At 66.1% G+C, this 22,871-nt stretch carries 16 protein-coding genes; 11 read left to right on the forward strand and 5 right to left on the reverse strand.

What is annotated here, in order from left to right; translation table 11 throughout:
• Positions 1-94: 94 nt before the first annotated feature.
• The gene (locus PSC72_RS02720; RefSeq protein WP_274324364.1) at positions 95-343 is read right to left on the reverse strand and encodes a hypothetical protein; all 249 of its coding nucleotides are present in this window, start codon (positions 341-343) and stop codon (positions 95-97) included.
• Positions 344-689: 346 nt separating this feature from the next.
• On the opposite strand from PSC72_RS02720, the gene PSC72_RS02725 reads away from it, so the two are divergent.
• Both PSC72_RS02725 and PSC72_RS02730 read left to right on the forward strand, forming a co-directional pair.
• A complete protein-coding gene (locus PSC72_RS02725; protein WP_274324365.1) occupies positions 690-2,867 on the forward strand; it encodes an ABC transporter substrate-binding protein in 2,178 nt (725 codons plus the stop codon).
• Positions 2,868-3,021: 154 nt separating this feature from the next.
• Positions 3,022-5,145, forward strand: coding sequence for an ABC transporter permease subunit (locus tag PSC72_RS02730; RefSeq protein WP_274324366.1), 2,124 nt, complete (start codon positions 3,022-3,024; stop codon positions 5,143-5,145).
• A gap of 335 nt (positions 5,146-5,480) precedes the next feature.
• Here PSC72_RS02730 and PSC72_RS02735 read toward each other — a convergent pair whose 3' ends face one another.
• Entirely contained in the window at positions 5,481-5,702 is a 222-nt protein-coding gene (locus tag PSC72_RS02735; protein WP_274324367.1) for a hypothetical protein, read from the reverse strand.
• Between the two features lie 188 nt (positions 5,703-5,890).
• Between PSC72_RS02735 and PSC72_RS02740 the strand changes: the two genes are divergently transcribed.
• From PSC72_RS02740 to PSC72_RS02750, 3 genes are all read left to right on the forward strand, one after another.
• Positions 5,891-6,946: an ABC transporter ATP-binding protein gene (locus PSC72_RS02740; protein WP_274324368.1), complete on the forward strand. Its 1,056-nt coding sequence runs from the start codon at positions 5,891-5,893 to the stop codon at positions 6,944-6,946.
• A complete protein-coding gene (locus tag PSC72_RS02745; protein WP_274324369.1) occupies positions 6,943-8,064 on the forward strand; it encodes an ABC transporter ATP-binding protein in 1,122 nt (373 codons plus the stop codon). Before PSC72_RS02740 ends, PSC72_RS02745 begins: the two co-directional genes overlap by 4 nt.
• Positions 8,065-8,133: 69 nt before the next feature.
• Entirely contained in the window at positions 8,134-9,579 is a 1,446-nt protein-coding gene (locus PSC72_RS02750; RefSeq protein ID WP_274324370.1) for a family 4 glycosyl hydrolase, read from the forward strand.
• Between the two features lie 105 nt (positions 9,580-9,684).
• Here PSC72_RS02750 and PSC72_RS02755 read toward each other — a convergent pair whose 3' ends face one another.
• Positions 9,685-11,421: a hypothetical protein gene (locus PSC72_RS02755; protein ID WP_274324371.1), complete on the reverse strand. Its 1,737-nt coding sequence runs from the start codon at positions 11,419-11,421 to the stop codon at positions 9,685-9,687.
• Between the two features lie 136 nt (positions 11,422-11,557).
• Entirely contained in the window at positions 11,558-13,252 is a 1,695-nt protein-coding gene (locus PSC72_RS02760; RefSeq protein ID WP_274324372.1) for a thiamine pyrophosphate-binding protein, read from the reverse strand.
• Positions 13,253-13,442: 190 nt separating this feature from the next.
• Here PSC72_RS02760 and PSC72_RS02765 point away from each other — a divergent pair, with 190 nt between their 5' ends.
• Positions 13,443-14,573: a mandelate racemase/muconate lactonizing enzyme family protein gene (locus tag PSC72_RS02765; RefSeq protein WP_274324373.1), complete on the forward strand. Its 1,131-nt coding sequence runs from the start codon at positions 13,443-13,445 to the stop codon at positions 14,571-14,573.
• A 48-nt stretch (positions 14,574-14,621) separates the two neighbouring features.
• Entirely contained in the window at positions 14,622-15,695 is a 1,074-nt protein-coding gene (locus PSC72_RS02770) for an Ldh family oxidoreductase (protein WP_274324374.1), read from the forward strand.
• Between the two features lie 1,489 nt (positions 15,696-17,184).
• Here the strand turns inward: PSC72_RS02770 and PSC72_RS02775 are convergent.
• Entirely contained in the window at positions 17,185-17,358 is a 174-nt protein-coding gene (locus PSC72_RS02775; RefSeq protein ID WP_274324375.1) for a hypothetical protein, read from the reverse strand.
• A 348-nt stretch (positions 17,359-17,706) separates the two neighbouring features.
• Between PSC72_RS02775 and PSC72_RS02780 the strand changes: the two genes are divergently transcribed.
• From PSC72_RS02780 to PSC72_RS02795, 4 genes are all read left to right on the forward strand, one after another.
• Positions 17,707-19,149: a DUF5060 domain-containing protein gene (locus PSC72_RS02780; protein ID WP_274324376.1), complete on the forward strand. Its 1,443-nt coding sequence runs from the start codon at positions 17,707-17,709 to the stop codon at positions 19,147-19,149.
• A gap of 146 nt (positions 19,150-19,295) precedes the next feature.
• Complete coding sequence (locus PSC72_RS02785) at positions 19,296-20,726, forward strand: glycoside hydrolase family 28 protein (protein WP_274324377.1); 1,431 nt, start codon at positions 19,296-19,298, stop codon at positions 20,724-20,726.
• 200 nt (positions 20,727-20,926) lie between these two features.
• Complete coding sequence (locus PSC72_RS02790) at positions 20,927-21,709, forward strand: IclR family transcriptional regulator (RefSeq protein ID WP_274324378.1); 783 nt, start codon at positions 20,927-20,929, stop codon at positions 21,707-21,709.
• Positions 21,710-22,792, forward strand: a complete 1,083-nt coding sequence (locus tag PSC72_RS02795) for an ADP-ribosylglycohydrolase family protein (RefSeq protein WP_274324379.1) — start codon at positions 21,710-21,712, stop codon at positions 22,790-22,792.
• Positions 22,793-22,871: the final 79 nt, after the last annotated feature.

Below are 22,871 nucleotides of genomic sequence, written 5' to 3' on the forward strand. Positions count from 1 at the left end.
CTGGTGCAATTACACCGACACTATTAAGTTTACTTCTGCTCCCAACGTGACGGGCACTCGCCGCTCTCGGGCGCGGGCGTCAGAGGGAAGTCGGTCAGTGCATCGGCGTGTCGCCGAGGTAGCCGCAGCGCCAGAAGACGAGACCGATGACCACCAGGAGGACGGCGATGAGCCCGAAGTCCATGAGGAGGACGTAGTAGTTGGCTGACCCCGGCTCGATAGCGGTCGCAGCCATCACGGCGATGACGAGGTGGACCAGCGTAAGTGCCAGCAGGCTTATCCAGAGGAGTTGTCGGCGACAGATCCAGTCCATAAACGCTGATCTCGTCGTGTCTTCTGCCATTGCTCGGAAAAGCGCCCGCGGGTCAATAATGGTTCGGGACACCGGCGGTAACGGGCCTGCCGACACGTTCTCCCGTCGCCGCGGCCCGGGTCACCGGTTCCGGTGGTCGGGACGAGCGCATTCGCTCACGCCGGTAGGAACCGTCCGTGCGGACTCGGACCGGTCCCGCTTTCGGGCCCGCCGATCCGTGTCACTCCGCCGGAGGGCGCCGACCGCTCGCTCGCGCCGCGTGATGAATGTCCGCCACTCCCGGGCGTCGCGAGTCGCCACAGCGGGCAGATAGATAACCACATTTACAATAGTTATATATGTCAGAAGTGAAAATTAGGGAAATGGATTCACTATGATGGAATCAGAGAGTAGCGAGGAATCCGAGGAGTGGGTAAGCGACGGCGAGTGGGCAGATCTGCCGGAGACAACGCGGCGGCGGTTGCTCAAGCAGTCACTGGGTGGGGTCGCGGCCGCCGGGCTCGCAGGCATCGCCGGCTGTCAAGGCGACGGCGAAGACGGGGAAGGCTCGGTCACGCCGCTGGGCAACGAGGGCGACGGCGGTGACGGCGGCGACGGCGGTGACGGCGGCGGAGGCGACGGCGGTGACGGCGGCAACGAGGCGACCGATACGGCCGGTGGCCAGTACGTCGACGGCACGTTAGACCACATCATCGGGATCGCACCGGACAACGCCCGTTTCAATCCGTACGGGAGTTCCGCGAACTGGTCGTTCCGCTGGTACTGGGCCATGTTCGACCAGTGGGCCGTCCACGACAAGTACGACAACGCGACGAAGGGGATGATCCTGAAGGACTGGGAGTACCAGGACGACGGGACGACCATCTTCAACATCCGCGACTCGTACACGTGGCACGACGGGTCGGATCTGACCGCCGAGGACGCGGTCACCCAGCTCAAACTGGGGCAGTTGATGCAGACGGTCAACAAGGGGTACGGCGCGCAGCCGCTGTACGAGAACGTCCAGCAGACCGGCGACTACGAGCTCCAGTTCGACCTGAAGAATCCCGACATCAGCCGGGAGATCTTCGAGTTCGGTCACCTCAAGCGCCGCGGCTGGGTCTGGGCCCACCGCGACAACTGGGGCGAGTTCGCCGAGCGGTTCACGGATGCTTCCAGCAGTAGCGAGCGCGACGAGGTCCGGACCGACCTCCAGGAGACCGTCAAGCGGCCGCCGTGGGACAACAGCCAGGTCCCCGGCAACTCCATCTGGGAGATGACCGAGGGCGACTCCAACAGGGCACTCATGGAGGCCTTCGACGACTACCGGAGCCCGTTCAGCGGCCACGAGTGGGCCGACGGCGAGATCACGGGCGACATGATCGACTACGACCTGCGGTGGCGCCGGTACCCCAACCAACAACAGCGCACCCAGGCGATGAAAGAGCAGATCATCGACGTCAGTTACCCGCCGAACTCCGAGTCCGCCCGCGAGGAGATCCGCGAACTCGGCTGGCGGCCGGCCGACAACCTCACCGAGGACCAGATCGTCCCGACGATGCGCGCGGGCGGGAACGGGCTGTTCTTCAACTGCCAGTCGGACTCGATCACCGGCGACCGTCGGGTCCGGAAAGCGATCATGCACGTCGTGCCGCGCCAGCAGATGATGTCGTGGCACACCGACTACGGGAACTACTGGATCCACGACCGCTACATCACCGGTCTCGGCCAGGACAAGGAGGTCCCGTGGTTCGGCGGCCAGGAGAACTGGCCCAACGACACGCTCCAGTCGTTCGAACACTACGCGGCCTCGGAGTCCGACGTCGACAGCGACCGCGCGACCCAGCTGCTCCAGGACGCCGGGTTCTCGAAGAGCGGCGGTCGCTGGAAGGACCCCGACGGGAACAACGTCACGCTCCGGCTGTACACGGCGACCTCCGACGAGGAGCCCATGGCGTTGCGCTACTCCCAGATCGCCAAGGAGTACCTGGACAGCTTCGGCCTCAACACGGAGGTCACCGCACAGGAGTCGACGATCCGCTCCGGGGAGACCCTCGACTCGGGCGACTGGGATATCATGTTCGACGCGTGGGGCGGGGCAAAGAGCGCTCCGCCGACGCTCGACTGGAACACCACGTTCCCGATGACGAAGACGCTCGCCGGCGAGGACGTCCCCAACGCGGACGCCTGGGCGCTCGAACCGGAAGTCGAGGTCCCGTACCCGGTCGGCGACCCGGAGGGCGACCTGCAGACTGTCAACATCAACGAGAAGCGACGACAGCTCCGGCGGCAGATGTCCGACGAGAAGCGCCAGGAGCGGGTCAACGAACTCGCCTGGATCTTCAACCAGACGGTCCCGTGGTTCACCGTCAACGAAGAGGGCGGGGCGGGCGGCTACTGGGTCAACAAGTCCCGCTGGCGTACCTACCCGCCCCAGGGGCAGGAGAACCCAGCCTACCGCTACGAGATCATCGAGATCGGCCAGTACTCCTACGCCCACTACATGGGGAAGATGGGCAACGAGTGGTTCGGCCCCGTCCCCGAGAGCGAGGCCGACCAGTGGCCCCAGGGCTGAGCCGCAGCATCGCGAACTGAACGCCCGGCAGTCCCGTCGACAATCGTCTCACTCCCGTTTCTCCGCACGCGCTGAACCCACCAGCATCGCGTTTCTATAATCAACGATCGTTACGTCCACAACCGTTAAGTGTATGTGCTAGCATTCTCTCCGTATGCCGGAGAAGAATTATTATCTCCGACGGATGACGCAGTCGGTCATCACCGTCTGGGCAGCGATCACCTTCTCGTTCGTCGTGATACGGTTGATACCGGGTGGGCCGGCCGACTACATCGCGTCGCAGATACGACAGCGGTCGGGGGGCCAGGTGTCCTACGCGCAGCTCAATCGGATGGTCGAGCTGTACACGAACGTCAACCCCGACGAGCCGATGTGGAAGGCCTACATCGACTACATGACCTCTATCCTCCAGGGCGACTTCGGCCGGTCGATCTTCTACGCGGAGCCGGTCTGGGACGTGCTCGGACCGGCGATCCCCTGGACGATGTTCATCTCGCTGTTCTCCCTCGTGATCGGCACGATGATGGTGTTCCTCATCGGGGGGTTCCTCGCCGTCCACGAGGGCGACAAGTGGGACGTCGCCGGGAGTTACTTCGTGATCTTCACCGACTCCGTCCCGTACTACATCGTCGCGCTGATCCTGCTGTTCGTGTTCGGGTTCGGGACGGACTTCTTCCCGAGCGGGGGACGGTACAACCACGACCTGACGCCCGGGTTCAACGCCGCGTTCATGGCCAGCGTGCTCAGACACGCCGCGCTCCCGATCATGTCGTTCGCGGTCACGGCCTGGGGCGGTCTCGAGTTCCGCGCTCACTGCACCCGCATCATCGGCGAGGATTACGTCGACGTGGCGGAACTCAGAGGGCTCCCGAAGTCGCGGATACAGCTCCGGTACATCGGCTGGAACTCCACGCTCCCGATGTACACCGGGCTGATGGCCGGGCTCGCCACCATCTTCGGCGGGTCGATCATCATGGAACAGATCTTCCGCTACCGCGGGATGGGCTTTTACTTCTACGAGGCGACGATGTCGCGCGACTACGTCACGGTCATGGCGGCGGTCATCCTCTTCACCGTCGTCACGGTCCTCGGACTGCTCATCGCGGACCTGACCTACGGGTTCATCGACCCGCGCGCCGGCCACACTGATCGCAGGTCCTACTCGCGGTCGTTCCGGGAGTCGCTGCGGCAGTTCGTCCGCAACCTGCGCTCGGACGACGACGCCCGGACCGGCGACGCGGCCATCGAGAACCGCCTCGACCGCAACCGCCCGCGGACGGACGACTCCGCGCTGAACTTCGAGGTCTCCGACACGGAGTACTCCTGGAAGCAGCACACTCGCGAGCGGTTCGACAAGAGCGTGCTGACGCCGTTCCGGATCCTCTGGACGTCGCCCCGCGCCCGCGTCGGGGGTATCATCCTCGCGATATTCGCGTTCCTGGGGATCTTCGGTCCCTACGTCGTCCCGGAACCGAGGCCGATGCAGGCGGAGCCGATACTCGGCATGTGGGAGAACATGCGCTACCCGCTCGGGACCGACGACATCGGTCGCGACCTGCTGGCGATGAACATCTACGCGACCCGACCGATGCTCATCATGATGGGGACGGGCGCGCTGGTGACGCTCGGGCTCGCGATCCTCCTCGGCGTCGGGGGCGGGTACCTCGGCGGCCTCTTCGACAAGATCGCGATGACGGTCACGGACATCATGATGAACATCCCCGGGCTCGCGCTGGTGATCGTGCTGGCGGTGATCATCGAACCGAAGAGCCCGGTGTTCGTCGGCGCCATCCTCGCCATCGACAACTGGCCGCGGTTGGCCCGTCAGCTCCGGTCGCAGGTGCTGACGATCCGGGGTGAGTCCCACGTCGAGGCCTCGCGCGTCCTCGGGATCCCGACCCGGAGCATCCTCTCGAAGAACATCATGTCGCGGCTCATGCCGCTGTTGATGATGGGGTCGGCCGGCGCGATGCGCAACGTGTTGATGGAGTCCGTCGGGCTGTACTTCATCGGCGTGTTGCCGTTCACGAACCAGAACTGGGGCGTCATCCTCAACGTCGCGCGCAACGGCGGCGCGCTGGCAGGCGCCGACCGGTTCCACTGGATCCTCGCGCCCATGCTGTTCATCGCGACGATGACCTACGGGCTCCAGCTGTTCGCACAGGGCACCGACCGCCTGTTCAACCCCCGCCTGCGGGCCCGTCACGCGAAGACGGTCTCCAGCGAGGAACTGGAATCTGACGAGGGCGCGCCGCCCGCTACCCCGGCCGACGACTGACGGCCACCGCCGCTGCCGTCCGGTCGGCGGACGACTTCTCCCGCGACGCGGTCCCGACGGCTCCGCTTCTCGACAGAAATATTATGATAACTGTTAACACAGCATGTGTCGAACGTTCGTGATGGACCGATGCAAGTAGAAAAAGAAGGCAGCACGGCCCGGTATCTGATCGGACTGATCACGATCGTCCTCCTCCTGATGGGCGTCTATTACGTATTTACGGTGGCCTTCTGACCGTGACGCGCGGGGACGGACGCCGCGAATCGGATCGACCGCTCGGACGGACGAGGACGGAGAAACGGCGGCGCGGCCCGGCGTCACCGCCGGGGCCGGGGTTACAGTTTCCGGTACAACAGGATTAGCCCGCGGGAGACGAGCGCGACGAGGACGAGCAGGATCCCGACGATACCGAGGATGCCGGCCCAGACTCCGGTGTTCAGCGCTGCCCCCACGGCGACGATTACCAGCCCGACCACGAGGAGCGTCGAGGACACCGCGCCCCCGAGAATGGGCCAGTGTCGCCGTATCGAACGCGTGACTGTGTTCGCCTGTGCCATGTTGTTGCATGCTTCCGGATCCCCCTTATATCTGCGGGTGCCCCGGGGCGGGAGTGTCGATCACGGATAACTGTTAAGTACGTGGGTGAGGTCATCTCTACCATACATGTGCGTCGGAGTATCACTGTCGGAAGTGGTCGGCACTGCGAGCGCCGAGCGGCCAGGAGACGGCGACTCCGCGAGGGACAATGGCATCGCAAAACGCTGACCGGTCCGGCGTGGGCGCGACCGGGGCCCACGAGAACGTCCTCGAGATCCGGAACGCGAGCGTCGGGTTCGCGATGGGGCGAGGGACCTCGAAGGTGCTCGACGACGTCTCGATCGACGTCCACCGCGGCGAGGTGATCGGGATCGTCGGCGAGTCGGGGTCGGGCAAGTCGATGCTCGCCGACTCCGTCCTCGACGCGATCGACCCGCCGGGGCAGCTGACCGGTGAGATCACCTACTACCCGCCGGACGGCGGCGAACCCATCGTCACGAACGAACTGGACGAAGAGGAGATGCGGCGGTTCCGGTGGGAGCACATCTCGATGGTCGTCCAGGGAGCGATGGACTCGTTCAACCCGACGCTCTCGCTACAGAGCCACTTCGAGGAGACGCTGGAGGCCCACGACCACGACGTCGACGAGGGCATGGTGCGGGCGCGGAGCCTGCTCGAGGACGTCCACCTGGACCCCGAGCGGATCCTAAACTCCTACCCGCACGAGCTGTCGGGCGGGATGAAACAGCGGGCGCTCATCGCCCTCTCGCTCGTCCTCGACCCGGAAGTGCTCATCATGGACGAGCCGACGGCCGCGCTCGACCTGCTGATGCAGCAGTCGATCCTGAAACTCCTGTCCGACCTCAAGGAGAAGTACAACCTGACGATCATGATGGTCACCCACGACCTGAGCCACGTCGCCCGCATCGCGGACCGGCTGGCGGTCATGTACGCCTTCGACGTCCTCGAGATCGGCCCGACCGAGGACATCGTCGACGACCCGGCACACCCGTACACGCGCGGACTCCTCAACTCGATCCCGGACGTGCACGCCCCCCTCGAGAGCATGGAGTCGATCGTCGGGACGAGCCCCGACCCGCTGAACGTCCCGGAGGGGTGTTCGTACCACCCCCGCTGTGAGATAGCCAAAGACGAGTGCACGCTCGAGAACCCGCCGCTGGAACGCGTCGCCGACGAGCACAGGGCCGCCTGCTTCTACTGGGAAGAGTCGCGAGAAGCGATCCCCCTCAAGAAACAACAATGAACTCCGAACCACTCCTCGAAGTCGAGGACCTCGACGTCCACTTCGGTACGGAACAGGGACTGCTCGGCCGCTTCTTCGGCGACGACTCGGTCGTCCGCGCGGTGGACGACGTCTCCCTGGAGATCGGGGAAGACGACGTCGTCGCGCTCGTCGGCGAGTCCGGCTGCGGGAAGACGACGCTCGGGAAGGCGATGATCGGGCTGCAGGAACCGACGAACGGGTCCGTCCGCTATCGCGGACAGGACATCTGGGAAGCCAGGACCGGGGAGAGCGAGATCCCCTACTCAAAGATCCGCCGCTCCCTCCAGATGATCCACCAGGACGCCGGGAACTCGCTCGACCCCAACCGGACGGTCTTCGAGAACCTGAGCCCGGCGCTGAAGAAGTGGCGGCCGGAGCTCAACCTGGTCGAACGGCGCGAGCTCGTCCAGACGATGCTCGAGACCGTCGGGCTGACGCCGGCCAGCGACTACGCCTCGCGGTACCCCCACCAGCTCTCGGGCGGCGAGGCACAGCGGACCGTCGTCGTCCGGGCGATGTTGCTGGAACCGGACCTGATCCTCGCCGACGAAGCCGTCAGCGCGCTCGACGTCTCGCTGCGCGTGAACATGATGAACCTCCTCCTGGACCTGCAGGACATGTTCAGCACGTCGTTCGTGTTCATCTCGCACAACATGTCCAACGCGCGCTACCTGGCCGGTAAGGCGGACGGCCGGATCGCGGTGATGTACCTCGGTCGGATCGTCGAGATCGGTCCGCCCGACGAGATCATCAACAACCCCCAGCACCCCTACACCAAGAGCCTCATCTGGGCGACCTCCGGGCTCTCGGAGATCGACGAGCCCATCGAGAGCCCGCCGCTCCGCGAGATCGACGTGCCGGATCCCGAGGACCCGCCCTCGGGCTGTCGGTTCCACACGCGCTGTCCGGAAGCGCGCGAGGCCTGCACGGAGGAGAGCCCCGAGTTGACGCCGGTGGGCGAGACGCCGCGACACGAGGCGGCCTGTTACTACGCGCGCGACGACCGGGAGTACTGGAACAGCGACCCGCTCCCGGGCCTCGAAGGCGAGAGCGGGGGCGGGAGCGAGCGCGATCCGCGCTCGGCCGGCGCGGACTGACACTCTGCGTCGAGGAATTCCTCTCCGCCAGCCAAAAGCTATTAGCCGTCGTCTCGCAAGCGCCTGTAGATGCACCAGTTACGACGCGACGACCAGTCGAGCGTACAGGTGAAGATCGGCTACGTCGGCGGCGGGAGCCGGTCGTGGGCGACGACGCTGATGAACGACCTCGCGCAGACGACGGACCTCGCGGGCGAAGTCGCCCTCTACGACGTCGACCGGGAGAGCGCCCGGACGAACGCCGAACTAGGCGAGTGGATCCAGCGCCACGACGAGGCGGTCGGCGACTGGAAGTACACGGTCGCCGAGACGCTCTCGGACGCGCTCGCCGACGCCGACTTCGTCATCCTGTCGACCCAGGACCCGCCGGGCGAGACGATGGTGAACGACCTCGAACTCCCCGCGGAGTACGGCATCTACCAGACCGTGGGCGACACCGTCGGCCCCGGCGGGACGCTCAGGGCGATGCGGTCGGTCCCGCAGTACCGGGAGATCGCCGCCGCGGTCCGCGAGCAGTGTCCCGACGCCTGGGTCATCAACTACACGAACCCGATGACCGTCTGCACGCGGACCCTCTACGAGGAGTACCCAGACATCAACGCCGTCGGGCTCTGCCACGAGGTGTTCAAGGTCCAGGAGCTGTTCGCCGACCTCGCCGAGGAGTACCTCGACGCCGACGACGTGGCCCGCGAGGAGATCAGCGTGAACGTGAAGGGAATCAACCACTTCACCTGGGTCGACGACGCCCACTGGGGCGACCGGAACGTGTACGACCTCGTCGACCGGTGGGTGGCCGACCGCGAGTCGGTGCCGCGCTTCGACCCCGGCGACCTGGACGACGAGTCGTACTTCGTCAACCATCGCGACGTGACGCAGGACCTCTACGAGCAGTTCGGAATCCTGCCCGCCGCGGGCGACCGCCACCTCGTCGAGTTCGTCCCCTGGTACCTCGACGTCGAGTCCGGCGAGGAGGTCCAACAGTGGGGGATCCGCCAGACGCCGAGCGAGTACCGGGTCGACCACTGGCCCGAGGGCGAGGACGAGCGCCGCGAGCTGCTGGAGGGCGACGAGCCCTTCGAGTTCACCGAGTCGGGCGAGGAGGCGGTCGACTGGATGCGCGCGCTCCTGGGGATGGAGCCGCTGAAGACCCACGCCAACTACCCCAACCGCGGGCAGTGCCCCGACCTGCCGGACGGCGCGGTCGTCGAGACGAACGTGCTGGTCGACGGCGACGGCGTCACGCCGCTGACCGCGGGCGAACTCCCTGACCAACTGCACGATATCGTCCTGACGCACGTGAAGAACCAGGAGACGCTCGTCGCGGCCGGCTTCGACGGCGACCTCGACCGCGCGTACCGCGCGTTCCTGACCGACCCGCTCGTGGACGTCGGCACCGAGGAGGCCCGCGAACTGTTCTCCCGCCTCGTCGACGCGGAACGCGACTACCTCGACGGCTGGGACCTCTCGTCGTCCGTGCTGGACCACGAGGAATCCGCGATAGCCGCGGACGACTGATCCGGAACGCCCGGCGCCCCGTCTCGCCGGGCGACTGGGAGCGCACGGCGGTCGAGCGCGTCGGGACGCACACCGCGGACGTGACTCGACGACCCGGCCGCCGACTCACCGGCTCCCGGGTTCTTCGCCTCGCTCGGCAGGCCAGATGAGCTTCGTGTCGCGGGTCCGGCCGTGTCCGTCGAAGGTACCGTGGACGTAGCCGTGTCCGCCCAGATACTCCGGGACCAGACCGGGTTTACCGCGGAGCGCCGCGTCGAGCGCGAGGATCGCCAGCGGCTCGGCGGCGTCGAACCGCGCGTAGGCGCGGTCCGCGCTCGCGAGGAAGAAGCCGTGGTGGTAGCGCCGTTCGATCATGCGGTCCGCCACGCGGCGAGCGCGGTCCAGGTAGTCCGGGTGGCTCGCGGTCCGCTGGAGCTCCAGCAGCGCGAATATCTCCATCGGGTTCGCACCCGCCACTTCCGGGTCCAGCGCCACGCCCTCGCCCGGGTTGGCACCGATGTCGCCCACGCCGAGTCCGTCTGCGATCCGCCTGGCCGTCTCCCACAGCACGTCCCGTCCGGAGAGGCGGTACGCACGCACGTACGTCCGGAGGAACTGCATGTCGGCGTCGAGCGGCTCCCACGTCCGCCCCTTCTCGCCGTAATAGCCGGTGCGCGGGAACGACTTCCCGGTCAGATCTGTCCCGTCGGCCCACATCGGCAGGAACGCGTTCCGCTCCGGCGCGTACCCGTGCTCGGCGAGCACCGCGAGGCCGTCGACCGTCCACCGGCGTAACTGCTCGCCGTCCCGACCGAGCGACTCCGCGAGGGCGAGCTGGACGAACCCGCTGCGGGCGTACAGCGTCCGGACCCGACTCCCCCAGACGACCCACCCCTCGCGCGCGACCTCCGCGAACTCGTCGCCGAACTGGTTCTCCGCGCGGTCGCCGTAGTCCGAGGTCGTCGGCAACGGGCCGTCGGCCGGCGGTTCGTTGCGTCGCCGCGGCTTCGTGTACTGGTAGGCGCCCAGCCCCGTCTCGGGGTGGCGCGCCTTCACGTACATCTCCGCGAGGCGCTCTCCCCAGGTCCACGCGTCGCCGTCGCCGGCGAGCGCGGACAGCGCGCCGGCCGCGAGGATCAGGTCCGTACCGACGTTGACGAACGAGAGCCCGTCGCCCTCGAAAAAGGGGTCCGGGTCGGCGAACTCGTGGTCCCAGAGATCGCCCAGTTCTCGGCCGTACTCGCCGTGACGGTTCATGTCTAGCGTTTCCCAGTCGAGGACGTGCGCGTCCCAGACCGCCCTGAGGAGGCGAGTCGTCGCCTCGGCGTCGACGTCCCACAGCAGTTCGTAGAACGGGAAGTGGGTCTTGAACTCGTGGACGTCGGCGTCGAAGTGCCCGACGGGGTCGAGCGTCCGCAGATCGACGAACTGGTGGCCGCCCCACCTGAGCAGGCCCCGCTCGTCGACGAGTTCGTCGAAGTGGTAGGCGACCGACTCCCTCGCCGCGTCCACGTACCGGCGATCTCCCGTAACGCCGCTCAGCCCGGCCAGGACCCGGAACAGGTTCTGCTGGCTGGCCAGGTTGGAGACGACGAACTCCTCGCCGTCGTATCGCCAGGTCACGGGGTCGTCCGTCTCGACGTGAACGCCGTCGACGAACAGCGGCGTCGACTCGCCGCTCCACCGGTCGCGCCCGGTCTCCAGCACTCGGTCGACGTACGACTCCACGGTCGACAGCCGCTCGTCGTCGCGCCGGGGCGTTTCGGCCGCCGTGTTCGCGCTCCGGCTCCCAGCTGTCGAACGACCGTCGTCGGCCGCACTGCTCGCTCCCAGAAACGGATCGCCGCCGGACTGATAGATCACGTTCAGAGGGTTGCAGACGACGAATGATAACGTTTCTCCCGGCGAGTCGTCGCTCGTCGTCACGCGAGGTGTCGCAGTGAACGGAGGTGTCACCGGGCGGCTGGTGACGGCGCGCGTTCGGATCTGAACCGGGCGGTCAGAACTCCAGTTCGGAGTCGTAGTCGGCGGCCGCCGCCGCGGTCGGTTCGTCCGGGTCGACGCGGACGTCGATCAGTTCCGGCCCGTCGTCCCGTCCCAGCGCGTCCGAGACCGCGGTACTGAGGTCGCCGAGCGTCCGAACGGTCGTCCCGCGGCAGTCGAACCCCTCCGCGATGGCCCCGAAGTCGGGCGACGCCCAGCCGAACCGGTGTCCGTCCGCGTAGCGGTCGATGTCCGGCGACTTGCTGATGACGCCGTAGTCGGCGTTGTTCAGGACGACCGTGACGACGTTCAGGTCGTTCGCCGCCGCCGTGTGGAGTTCCTGCAGGCACATCATGAGGCTCCCGTCGCCGGTCAGCGCGACGACGGGCCGGTCCGGCGTGGCCAGTTTCGCGCCGAGCGCGGCCGGCAGGCCGACGCCCATGCCGGCCCACGACCCGGCCGTGACGTAGGTCCCCGGTTCGTAGCTCTCGAAGACCTGCTTGGCCCAGAGCCTGAACCCGCCGATGTCAGTGGCGACGACCGCCTCTCGCGGCAGCGCCTCCCGGAGGGTCCGCAACACGCCCGCCGTCGCGACCGGTGGATCATCGTCGAACAACCTGCGCTCGTCGAGCCGCGCCTCGTACTCGGCGCGGACGCGGTCGGCGACGGCCGCCCCGTCCCACGCCGAGTCGGGCCGCGCCGCGTCGCCGAGTTCGTCGCCGATCGCGTCGACCGCCTCGGCGACGCTCGCCGCGATCGCGACGTCGGCGTCGTAGGCGACGTCGATCCGGCTCGTGTCCCGGGTCACGTGGATCAGCGTCTCGCCCATAGGGAGTGACCAGTCGGCGGTCGTGACGCCGTCGAAGCGCGTCCCGAGCGCGAGGACGACGTCGGCGGCCGCGAGCGCCCGCTTCCCGCCGGCCGGGAGGTGGCTCCCGGTGACGCCGAGCCAGCGGGGGTCGTCCTCGGGGAAGAGGCCCTTCGCCTTGTAGGAGGTGACCACGGGCGCGTCCAGTCGCTCGACGAGCGCCCGGATCGCCGACGGGCCTCCCGACCGCCTGGCGCCGAGTCCGAGATAAACGACCGGCCGGTCCGCGCCGGCGAGCGCCGCGGCCGCGGTGCGGTACTCGGCGTCGCCGTCGAACACGCTCGTCGACGGCGTATCGACGATCCCCGGCGAGCGGAACTCGGCGTCGAGGAGCGGGCGGGCGACGCCGAGCCGGACCGGTCCCCGCGGGGGCGCCAGCGCCGACTCGATCGCCGAGTGGACCTTCCGGTGAAACTCGGTCGGCCGATCCACCGAGACGTTCTCCTTGACGACGTAGTCGTAGGTGTCCGGTTCGATCTCGTGGATCGGCGCCTTGCCGCGGTCGTCGGGATCGGGGGTCGCTGCGACGTGGATCAGCGGCACGCGGTCGTCGAGGGCGTTCTTCAGTCCGTGCATCGCGTTCGTGTCGCCCGGGCCGGGGACGGTCAGCGTCGCGGCGACGCCGCCGCCGGCCTCGTAGTGCCCCCACGCGACGTGGGGGATCGCGGTCTCGTGGCGAGCCATCACGTACCGGATCTCGTCTCGGGCCGCGACGGTGCGGTCGAGCGGGAGCGTCTGCGTCCCGGGCAGGCCGACCAGGAGGTCGACGCCCGCGTCGACCAGCGCGTCGTAGAGCTGGACGCTGGCGGGACGGGCCGGTGGTCCATCGACTGTCGGAGTCATCTATCGGCTCTGGGTTACACCGACACCGGCAAATAACTACTCCTCGCCGGCGCCGCCTCGCGACCTCGGCCCCAGAGATCGCCCCTGCCTCACCGGTCCCCCGTCGTCCCGGGGCGCCCCCACCGTGCGACCGGGGCTGAGATGCGCCGTCGCACCAGCGTTTATTGCCCCCGGAGTCAGATCCGGACACATGGAGATCACGGACATCGAGACGAGAGTCCTCCGTCGCGACCTCGACGAGCGCTTCGCCAACGCCCAGAAGTGGATCGACAGCCGGGAGTACTGCCTCGTCAGGGTCGAGACGACCGATGGGGTCGTCGGCTGGGGGGAGTGCTGGGGGCCGGCGGCCGGCAACCGGGAGATGATCGACGAGTACGTCGCGCCGCGGCTGGTCGGTCGGCGCGTCGACGACGTCGAACAGGTCCACGACGACCTGGTGTTCGAACTCCGGTCGTCGTACCACTCGTACGTCCCGGCCAGCGTCGTCAGCGGCGTCGACATCGCGCTCTGGGACGCCTACGGGAAGTCGGTCGGACGGTCGGTCTCCCGGCTGCTGGGAGGCCGGCGGCGCGACGAGGTCCGCGCCTACGCGACGGGACACTTCTTCCGCGACGTCGACGACCTGGCGGAACTGAAGCGGATCGTCGCCGCGGAGGCACGGGACCACGTCGACGCCGGGTTCACGGCGCTCAAACAGAAGATCGGCCTCGCGCGACACTTCCCGTGGGGGCCCGACGAGGACCTCGAACTGGTCGCGGCCGTCCGCGAGGCCGTCGGCGACGACGTGGCGCTGATGGTCGACGCCAACCACGCGTACGACCTGGCCGACGCGCGCCGCGTCGCGCGCGGACTCGACACGTACGACGTTCGCTTCTTCGAGGAACCGGTCCGCCCGGCGGTCGACTACTACGCCGACCTCGCGGAGGGCGTCGACGTGGCGCTCGCCGGCGGCGAGTGCTGGGCGTTCCGGCACGAGTTCGAGCGCGTGACCCGCGAGACGGGCGTCGAGTACCTCCAGCCCGACGTGACCAGCGCCGGCGGGATCACCTCGGCCCGGCGCGTCGCCACGCTGGCCGACAGCGCGAACGTCCAGTGCGTCCCCCACGTGTTCGGGAGCGCGGTCGCGCTCGCGGCCAGCCTCCAGGTCATCGCCGCGACGCCGGGCGACCCCATGCTGGAGTTCGATCGGACGCCGAACCCGATCCGCGAGGACCTCGCCGCCGACCCGATCACCAACGACGGCGACTCGGTACAGATCCGCGACGAACCCGGCCTCGGGATCGAGGTCGACGAGGACGTGCTGGAGCGGTTCGCGGTCTGAGGGGAGCGGACCCTCACATTTACCGTGGGGCCGCGCGTTGGTCGACCCATGCCAGTCGTCGAAGCGGAGCGCCTCGAATCGTTCTCGCGACGCGCCCTCGAATCGTACGGGACGCCACCGGGGACGGCCGAGATCGTCGCGTCGTCGCTCGTCGACGCGGAGCTGGTCGGCCACTCCTCCCACGGCGTCGTCCGGATCCCCTACTACGCCGACGACTTCGTCTCCGAGACGATCGACCCGACGGCCGAGCCGACCGTCGAGTCGGCCGGGTCGTTCCACCAGGTCGTCGGCGGCGCGGCCATGGGGCAGCTCACGGGACAGCGAGCGGTCGACCTGCTCGTCGAGACGGCCGGCGAGCTCGGCGTCGGGGTCGTCGGGATCCGCGACTCGGGACACCTCGGTCGCATCGGCGAGTGGGCCGAGCGGGTCACCGGGGAGGGCCTGCTGTTCTCGTCGTGGGTCAACCTCCAGGGCGGCTCCCAGCGGATCGCGCCACCGGGGACGGCCGACAGGCGACTCGGGACGAATCCGACGACGTTCGGCGTCCCGACGTTCGACGCGCTCCCGTTCGACCTGATCTACGACGGCGCGACGAGCCAGGTCGCCCACGGGAAGATCATCGAACGCGACGGGTCCGGGCAACGGCTCCCCGACGCGTGGACGATCTCCGAGTCCGGCGAGCCGGTCGCGCACGCGGCCGACTTCGAGGACGGCCAGGGAGCGCTCCTGCCGCTCGGCGGGCGGGCGACCGGATACAAGGGGTTCGGTCTCGCGACCATGGCCGAGCTCTTCGCCTCGATCGTCGGCGACGGTCCGGTCTCCTCCGAGGAGCGCCAGGACTGGAACGGTAACGGCGCTGCCTTCATCGCCATCGACCCGACCGTGTTCACGACGCGCGACGACCTCATCGAGCGCGCCGCCCGGCTGGCCGCGCATCTCCGGTCGGCGGAACCCATCGAAGACGACGGGGAGGTGCTCCTCCCCGGCGAACCCGAGTATCGCGCCCGTCAGCAGCGTCGCGAGGAGGGAATCTCCATCGAGACGGCCGTCGCCGACGAGTTATCCGCGCTCGCCGCCGACCGAGATATCGAAACGCACCTTCCTGACCCGCTCGCGGGGTAGTCCGCCGGCCAGCAGGACCCCCTCCGTGGCCGTCGACGGGACACTGCGGCGTCGCTGCAACCGGACCGCTGGTCGCACAGGGCGAAGTCCGCAGCTACATTTTCGCTATCGGCTCTGATTCCCGTGTGCCGAATCACTGCTTAGAACCGGTCTCAGACCACATACTGGGCCGAAGTGAACTACCGAGAGGCAGTATCCGGAACGATATGGCCCCTCACGGCAAGAAATAGTCCGATATCAATGGTTTTGTTCCTCTCTGGGGAACTCTTTGCACGCCCGTATCAAAACAGTCCCCGTCTTGCGAAACTGTCGCCGGACGGTGGCCCGATCCGTCTCGGAGCCCGTGTCGGAGATTACATTAGTAAGTCTGTAATCCGGATTAATTGCGTCTCTATTGGTAGTTACTAAACCCCGCCGTCGGACGTCTTGAACGCTGCTGGCGGACAGAAGCCGTCAGATAGCGGCTACACGATGATAGTGGCAGGCGCTATCGAACATCACAGTTCAGTTCCCCACAAGGGAACGGGAAGTTTCAGCCACAGGAAGTCTAAGTCGAGGAGACCGTAAACCCCGGTGAATTCGGCGATATCGGGTAATCTACGCCGTATCGACTGGCACACACGGGGACATAGCCGTCTGCAGAAACGCAGCGGTAGTGAGGTGATGAGGGGATCGGGATATCTGTGTGTAGATATGTCGGTCTGGTTACCCCGCGCGTTCGACGACGGAACCGGGAGATGGCGACCGGATCGTTGAGGGCAGTTCGCTGTCGGGGCGCCGTCGTCAACCGGCACTGTCTGAGGGCGCGCCGCGGAACTACCGATGGGGCCGTTCGCAGTAGCGGAACTCGTCAAACAATCTACCGGTCCGTACCGGGATTCACGGTCACGACGCGGACGCATCGTCGGTACGAACCTGCGACCGTCGAGCCGCTGGAAGCGGAAGTGTAACGGTAGAGTCCCACAGGTATGGCAGATCTCCATTCAGTACTAGATCCTGATATCAATTGGAAACCGATGTCTGAGTGGCGAACAATCGATCGACTGCTACGACATCTGACTCCGGAATCCGACGATTTGAATTGTCTCGTGTGGAAATACAGGACCACACAGATCTCGGCTCAATTTATTTCGAATCCTTGCCACAGCGCCCAAAGTATTTCATAAATGTGGACGTATTTCCAAGTTCATCCGAGAATATGCGCCCGACTGTAGAATGATACCCAGGTCCGACACAGACAGAATGGTACTACTCAGGTAGAGGTGAAATGTGGATGCTAATATAATTATATGCATAGTTTTCCGAAAACATAAGAAATCATAACCAAACGCTCGGGCGCAACGATCTGTGATCCGGACCGAGGACGGAGTACGCGCAGGCGTCACTGCGGTCGCTGGTTCTCGCCGTCCACCGGCGATGCGGACGCCGGCGACGCTCGTGCTCGTCGGCCGGCTCGAGAGAGAGAGCGCGGATCCGGCGACCAGCGGTCCTAGCCGGGCAGAAAGAGGCTGATCAGCGCGACGACGAGGCCGGCCAGCCCCATCCGGATCGCGGAGACGTACCACTTCTGGCCGGAGATCGAGCCCGTGTCGGCACCGAAGGCGGCGAGGACGCCGATGCCGAGCCCGACGTCGACGAACCCGAACGCGTGGTCTGCTCTCACGACGACCGCTTGTACGTGGCGTACTTCGCCAATCCGGCCACCGACAACCCCGAAACCACTGACGTGCGAGACGACCCTCAGTCGACTACACCCCGACCTCCCCGCAGACGAGTTCGACGTTCGGTGGTACGATCCAGCGAGCGGAGTGTGGCTCGACCGGGAGCGGGTCGACGGAGGCCGGCGCGAGTTCACGACGCCGACTGGTGGTAACCGGGTGCTCACGCTCGAACGACTGTCCGTCTCGGTAGGTACGTGGCGGCGTCCGTCTCTGATCGACTAGCTCCGAAAATTACTAATATATTACAAAGTATTTAAGTAGTGGGGTCGGCGCACTTCAGAACAGTCACGATGAGTGCATCCCAAGAGGTGGAGCGCTGGGACATATTCCAGCTCGATCTTACAGGCCCGTCCGATGGAAACCCCTACACCGATGTCACACTGAAAGCCGAGTTCAGCGACGGCGACCAGGCGGTTACCGCCCGAGGATTCTACGACGGCGACGGACAGTACGCGGTCCGCTGTATGCCCGACACGCCCGGGGAGTGGACGTATCGAACCGAGAGTTCGGAGCCCGCCCTCGACGGGATCGAGGGGTCGTTCGTCTGCACCGAGGCCAGCGACGGCAACCGCGGGCCTGTCCGCGTCGCGGATACGCACCACTTCGAGCACGCCGACGGCACTCGACACTCCTCGTTCGGGACCACCTGCTACGCGTGGACGCACCAGGACCCGGCGGTTCAGGAGCGAACGCTCGAGACGCTCGCCGAGGCACCGTTCAACAAGCTCCGGATGTGCGTCTTCCCGAAGTGGTTTACCTACAACCGCCGGGAACCGGTCCGCCACCCCTTCGAGGGCGGCGCGTCCGGGGATCCCGACTTCGACCGACCCGACCCGGAGTTCTTCCAGCACCTCGAGGACCAGGTCGCACAACTCCGGGACCTGGGTATCCAGGCGGACGTGATCCTCTTCCATCCCTACGACAAGTGGGGCTACTCGGACATGGGAGACGAGGCGGACGACCGGTACCTCGAGTACGTGATCGCGCGACTAGCCCCCTACCGCAACGTCTGGTGGTCGCTGGCCAACGAGTGGGACCGTTTCGACGACAAGGACGAGAGCGACTTCGACCACTACTTCCAGGTGGTTCAGGAAGAGGACCCCTACGACCACCTCCGGTCGGTGCATCACCTCTCGGAGTGGTACGACTTCGAGAAGCCGTGGGTCACCCACTGCAGCATCCAGGAGCGTGAACACCAGGACATGGCCCAGTGGGTGGACGAGTACGAGAAGCCGGTCGTCAACGAGGAGTGCGGCTACGAGGGCGACATCGAGAAGTCGTTCGGCAGTATCTCCGGTCACTACATGATGAACCAGTTCTGGCTCGGGGTGACCGGTGGCGGCTACGTCGGCCACGGCGAGACCTACCGCCACCCGGAGGACATCCTGTGGTGGTCCCACGGCGGCGATCTACACGGCTCGAGTCCCGACCGGATCAAATTTCTGCGCGACCTGGTCGAGGAGGCGCCGGGACCGCTCGAACCCATCTCGATGAAGACAGATCGGCCGCCGTGGGGCGCCCACGCGAACGAGGACTACTACCTGTTCTACTTCCGGTTCTACCAGCCCTCGCTGTGGTCGTTCGACCTGCCCGACGACGGCGAATTCGAACTGGAGGTCGTCGACCCGTGGGAGATGACGATCAGACCACTCGGGGGGACGCACTCGGGCGGGGACGAGGTCGAACTTCCCGGCGACGACTACATGGCCGTCCGAGCGCGACGCGTCGAGTGACCCTTCCAACTGGATGACTGACATGCGTTCCTCAAAACCGACGGCGAGGTCGATACCTCCGGCGCTCGTGTTCGCTCGCGGGACGTAGTAGAACACGACGCCTTCGAAGACGAACAGTTAACTTTCCGCCTTTAGCGCGATACAGCATGGCTCGACACGACGCAATAGAGTATGGTGCGGTCGGTGACGGGGAGACGGACGACACCGCGGCCATCCAGGCAGCGATCGACGCAGCCGCCGAGGACGGCGGCGGAACGGTCGTTGTGCCAGCGGGCGAATACGTGACGCGCCCGCTGCTCCTCCGGTCACACGTGGAGATCCGGATCGAGGGAGGGGCGATCCTACTTGGGAGCGAGGACATCGACGAGTACCCCGCCGTCGAGGGGCGCTGGGAGGGCGTCGAGCGGGACGTGTACGCGTCGCTGTTGACCGGTCACGACCTTGAGGACGTCGCCATTACCGGCAGCGGGACGCTCCACGGGCGCGGCGAGGTGTGGTGGGAGGCCTTCCACGATGACCGCGATGCGTACCCGGACGCCGTCGGCCGGGATCTCGAGTACCCCGGGCGACTCGACTGCCCTCGTCCACGGATGATCAACATCTACGATAGTCAAAACGTCCTCATACGGGACATCGAAATCAGGAACTCGCCGTCGTGGACCGTCCACCCGGTCTACTGCGAGAACGTCACCATCGACAACGTCACGATCCGGAATCCCGAACACTCCACGAACACGGACGGCATCAACCCCGACTCGTGCCGGAACGTCCGCATCTCGAACTGCGATATCGACGCGGGGGACGACTGCATCACCATCAAGTCGGGATACGACGAAGACGGCCGCCGGGTGGGTGAACCCTGCGAGAACGTCGTCGTCACCAACTGCACGATGTACCACGGTCACGGCGGGGTCGTCATCGGCTCGGAGATGGCCGGCGGCGTGCGCAACGTCACCGTCTCGAACTGCGTGTTCGACGGCACGGACAACGGCCTGCGTGTCAAGACCGAGCGCGGTCGGGGGAGCGTCGTCGAGAACATTCGGGCGACCAACCTGGTGATGCGCGACCTGAAACGGTCGGCGTTCATCGCCACGATGTTCTACCAGGGTCGCGGTGCGGACGAACCTCGGCCGGTGACCGAGGAGACGCCGCGGCTGCGGGAGATGCACTACTCGGACATCACCATCGACGGGACTACCGACGTCACGACGATCAGGGGGTTGCCGGAAATGCCCGTCGAGGACGTCAGCCTCTCGAACGTGAGGGTCCGCGGCGCGGACCGCGGCGTCCGGGCCGCCAACGTCGACGGGTTCGACCTCCGGGACGTGAGCGTCGACGCCGAGGAGACACCGGCGTTCGACGTCGAGCGCGCCAGCGAGGTGGAGTTGACCAACGTCGAAGACCCCGATCCCGATCCCGACCGGCCGGTCGTGCGCCTTGACGGCGCCGACGCCGTCGTGCGGGGGTGCGTCGCCGACAGATCGGCCGGCGCGTTCCTCGAACACACCGACAGCGACGTCGTGCTCCTCGAGAACCATCTCGATGCAGCTGAACGCGACGGAGTAGCTCGCGATTGACTCGCGGCGTCTGTCCAGCGGCTCATTGGGGTTGCGGCCAGCGGCGAACCGACGCTCGCCTTCGCATCTCTCGTGGCCGTTCGGTGCCGACGTCATCGACCCCCCGGAGGAATCTGCCCCGTAGGTCGGAACTGATCCGCAGTTCAATAATGTGGAAAACATAAAGTGATGCGCCGTGTTGTAACGGACAAGACCGAGGGATGTCAGACAAGACGATCACCTCCATCGAAAACGGAATGTCGATCATCGAACTGGTGATCTCGAACGGCGGCATGACACAGACGGAGGTCAGAGAGGAGCTCGACTGGTCGAAGGCGAAGACCCACTACTACATGAAAACACTCCGGAAGTGTGGACTGATCGTCCAGAGAGAGCGCGAGTATTTCGCCGGACTCGGTCTCGCCACGTACGGGAGGGCGGCGATCGAACAGACGGAGCTGGTACATCCCCTGCGCACTGTCGTCGATGACCTGGCTGCTGAAACGGACAAGCTGGCGCTGCTCGCCGTCGAACAGAACGACGAGATCTATTACGTCTACCAGAGCGAGGCCGGTGATTCGGCGGGAGAACGGAACCTCGTCGGGAAGGCGAGAGAGCCTCACTGCACCGCGTTCGGGAAGGTGATCCTGGCGAACGTCGACGAGAACCGTCGGGAAGCGCTCCTGGCGGACGTCGAATTCGATTCGGACTCCCAGTGTTCGAACACGTCCGAAGCGGAGTTGCGGCGAGAGCTCGAACAGATCCGAGAGAACGATTTCGCGTACGACGAGGCCGAGTTCGAACCGTCGATACGCGGTATCGCGGCTCCTATCTGGGATACCGGGGGCGAAAGGCTGCTCGGGTCACTCGGCGTGATCAGTTCCGAAGAACCGCTCGAAGACCCGTATTCGGGGACGAAAGCACAGCGATTCGCGAAGACTGACGCGAATATCGTGAAGCGATTCGCGAAGACGGCGCGAAACAAGCTCGACGGAGGGGAATGAATGACTGACGATATCCACGACAGCGTGTACGGTTGCCTGGTCGGTGGTGCGATCGGCGACGCGCTCGGTGCCACGGTCGAGGGGTGGTCGCACGAAAACATCGCTGCGGAGTACGGGGCGGTCGACGAGTTCGGCGCGTACGATAACCCCCACGCCGAAGGGGAGCCGGGTTCGATCACCGACGACACGGTCATGTGTCACTACCTCTGCCTGTCGATCGTCGAGAACGGCGGCCGTATCACTCCCCGGGAGTACGCGGACACGCTCGAGCGGTTTCTCGACACGGACCGCGTCTGGGTTCCGGAAGAACTGATGGCCAAGAAACTCGCGGCGGGAATGAACCCCTGGCGAACGGGGCGCGGGACTGTCTCGGCGGGCACAGCGATGATGTCGATCGCACCCATCGGGGTCATCAACGCCGGGAATCCGCGCCAAGCGTACCAAGACGGGTACAACCTCGCGGCGATCAACCAGGACGGGATCGAACAGGACGCCGCGGCGACGGTAGCTGCGGGAATCGCTACCGCTATCGAACCGGAGAGTAGCGTCGACGACGTCGTCGAGACGATCGTCGAGTATTCACCGGACATCCTCCACCGCGCGATCGACCTCTCGCTCGGTCTGGCAGTCGAAAGTAACGACGTCTCGTCGTTCCGGGAGCGATTCTACGACGAACTCCTCGACTGGCGATGGCCTGCGGTCAAGTGGGGGCGAGCACAGTACTACGACGGCCAGGTGTTCAGCGCGAGCAGCATCGAATCGCTTCCCGCGGCAGTGGGTCTGCTGTCGCTGTGCGGGACCACGGCGGATCGCGCGCTCGTCGAGGCGGCCAGCTTCGGTCGAGACAGCGACACGATCGGCGCGCTCGTCGGCTACGTCGTCGGGGCTGTTCACGGGGCGAGCGAACTCGACGAGTCCTGGAAAGCGACCTGTACCGACGTGAATCAGGAGTTCTTCGACGATTTCCCGGACGACGTCGACGTCGGATTCGAGGCGATGTCTGACCGGCTCGTCACGGCGCTGGAACGCGAGCGCGACCGAGCAGCCGAACGACGGCAGCAACTCGACCTGATGCTTCAATAGAATTTGACGGAGATCGCCACTTGACATGGGACGCCCCAGCCGATGTGAAAACCGTTTCAAATTCTCCGACAGAGCGGGA

The organism is Halosimplex aquaticum (assembly GCF_028747785.1).
GTDB classification, from domain to species: domain Archaea; phylum Halobacteriota; class Halobacteria; order Halobacteriales; family Haloarculaceae; genus Halosimplex; species Halosimplex aquaticum.

Bases quoted from the DNA above. Each gene is read 5' to 3' on its own strand.
- PSC72_RS02720 (WP_274324364.1), bottom strand. From the start codon at position 343: ATGGCAGAAGACACGACGAGATCAGCGTTTATGGACTGGATCTGTCGC.
- PSC72_RS02725 (WP_274324365.1), top strand. From the start codon at position 690: ATGGAATCAGAGAGTAGCGAGGAATCCGAGGAGTGGGTAAGCGACGGC.
- PSC72_RS02730 (WP_274324366.1), top strand. From the start codon at position 3,022: ATGCCGGAGAAGAATTATTATCTCCGACGGATGACGCAGTCGGTCATC.
- PSC72_RS02735 (WP_274324367.1), bottom strand. From the start codon at position 5,702: ATGGCACAGGCGAACACAGTCACGCGTTCGATACGGCGACACTGGCCC.
- PSC72_RS02740 (WP_274324368.1), top strand. From the start codon at position 5,891: ATGGCATCGCAAAACGCTGACCGGTCCGGCGTGGGCGCGACCGGGGCC.
- PSC72_RS02745 (WP_274324369.1), top strand. From the start codon at position 6,943: ATGAACTCCGAACCACTCCTCGAAGTCGAGGACCTCGACGTCCACTTC.
- PSC72_RS02750 (WP_274324370.1), top strand. From the start codon at position 8,134: ATGCACCAGTTACGACGCGACGACCAGTCGAGCGTACAGGTGAAGATC.
- PSC72_RS02760 (WP_274324372.1), bottom strand. From the start codon at position 13,252: ATGACTCCGACAGTCGATGGACCACCGGCCCGTCCCGCCAGCGTCCAG.
- PSC72_RS02765 (WP_274324373.1), top strand. From the start codon at position 13,443: ATGGAGATCACGGACATCGAGACGAGAGTCCTCCGTCGCGACCTCGAC.
- PSC72_RS02770 (WP_274324374.1), top strand. From the start codon at position 14,622: ATGCCAGTCGTCGAAGCGGAGCGCCTCGAATCGTTCTCGCGACGCGCC.
- PSC72_RS02780 (WP_274324376.1), top strand. From the start codon at position 17,707: ATGAGTGCATCCCAAGAGGTGGAGCGCTGGGACATATTCCAGCTCGAT.
- PSC72_RS02785 (WP_274324377.1), top strand. From the start codon at position 19,296: ATGGCTCGACACGACGCAATAGAGTATGGTGCGGTCGGTGACGGGGAG.
- PSC72_RS02790 (WP_274324378.1), top strand. From the start codon at position 20,927: ATGTCAGACAAGACGATCACCTCCATCGAAAACGGAATGTCGATCATC.
- PSC72_RS02795 (WP_274324379.1), top strand. From the start codon at position 21,710: ATGACTGACGATATCCACGACAGCGTGTACGGTTGCCTGGTCGGTGGT.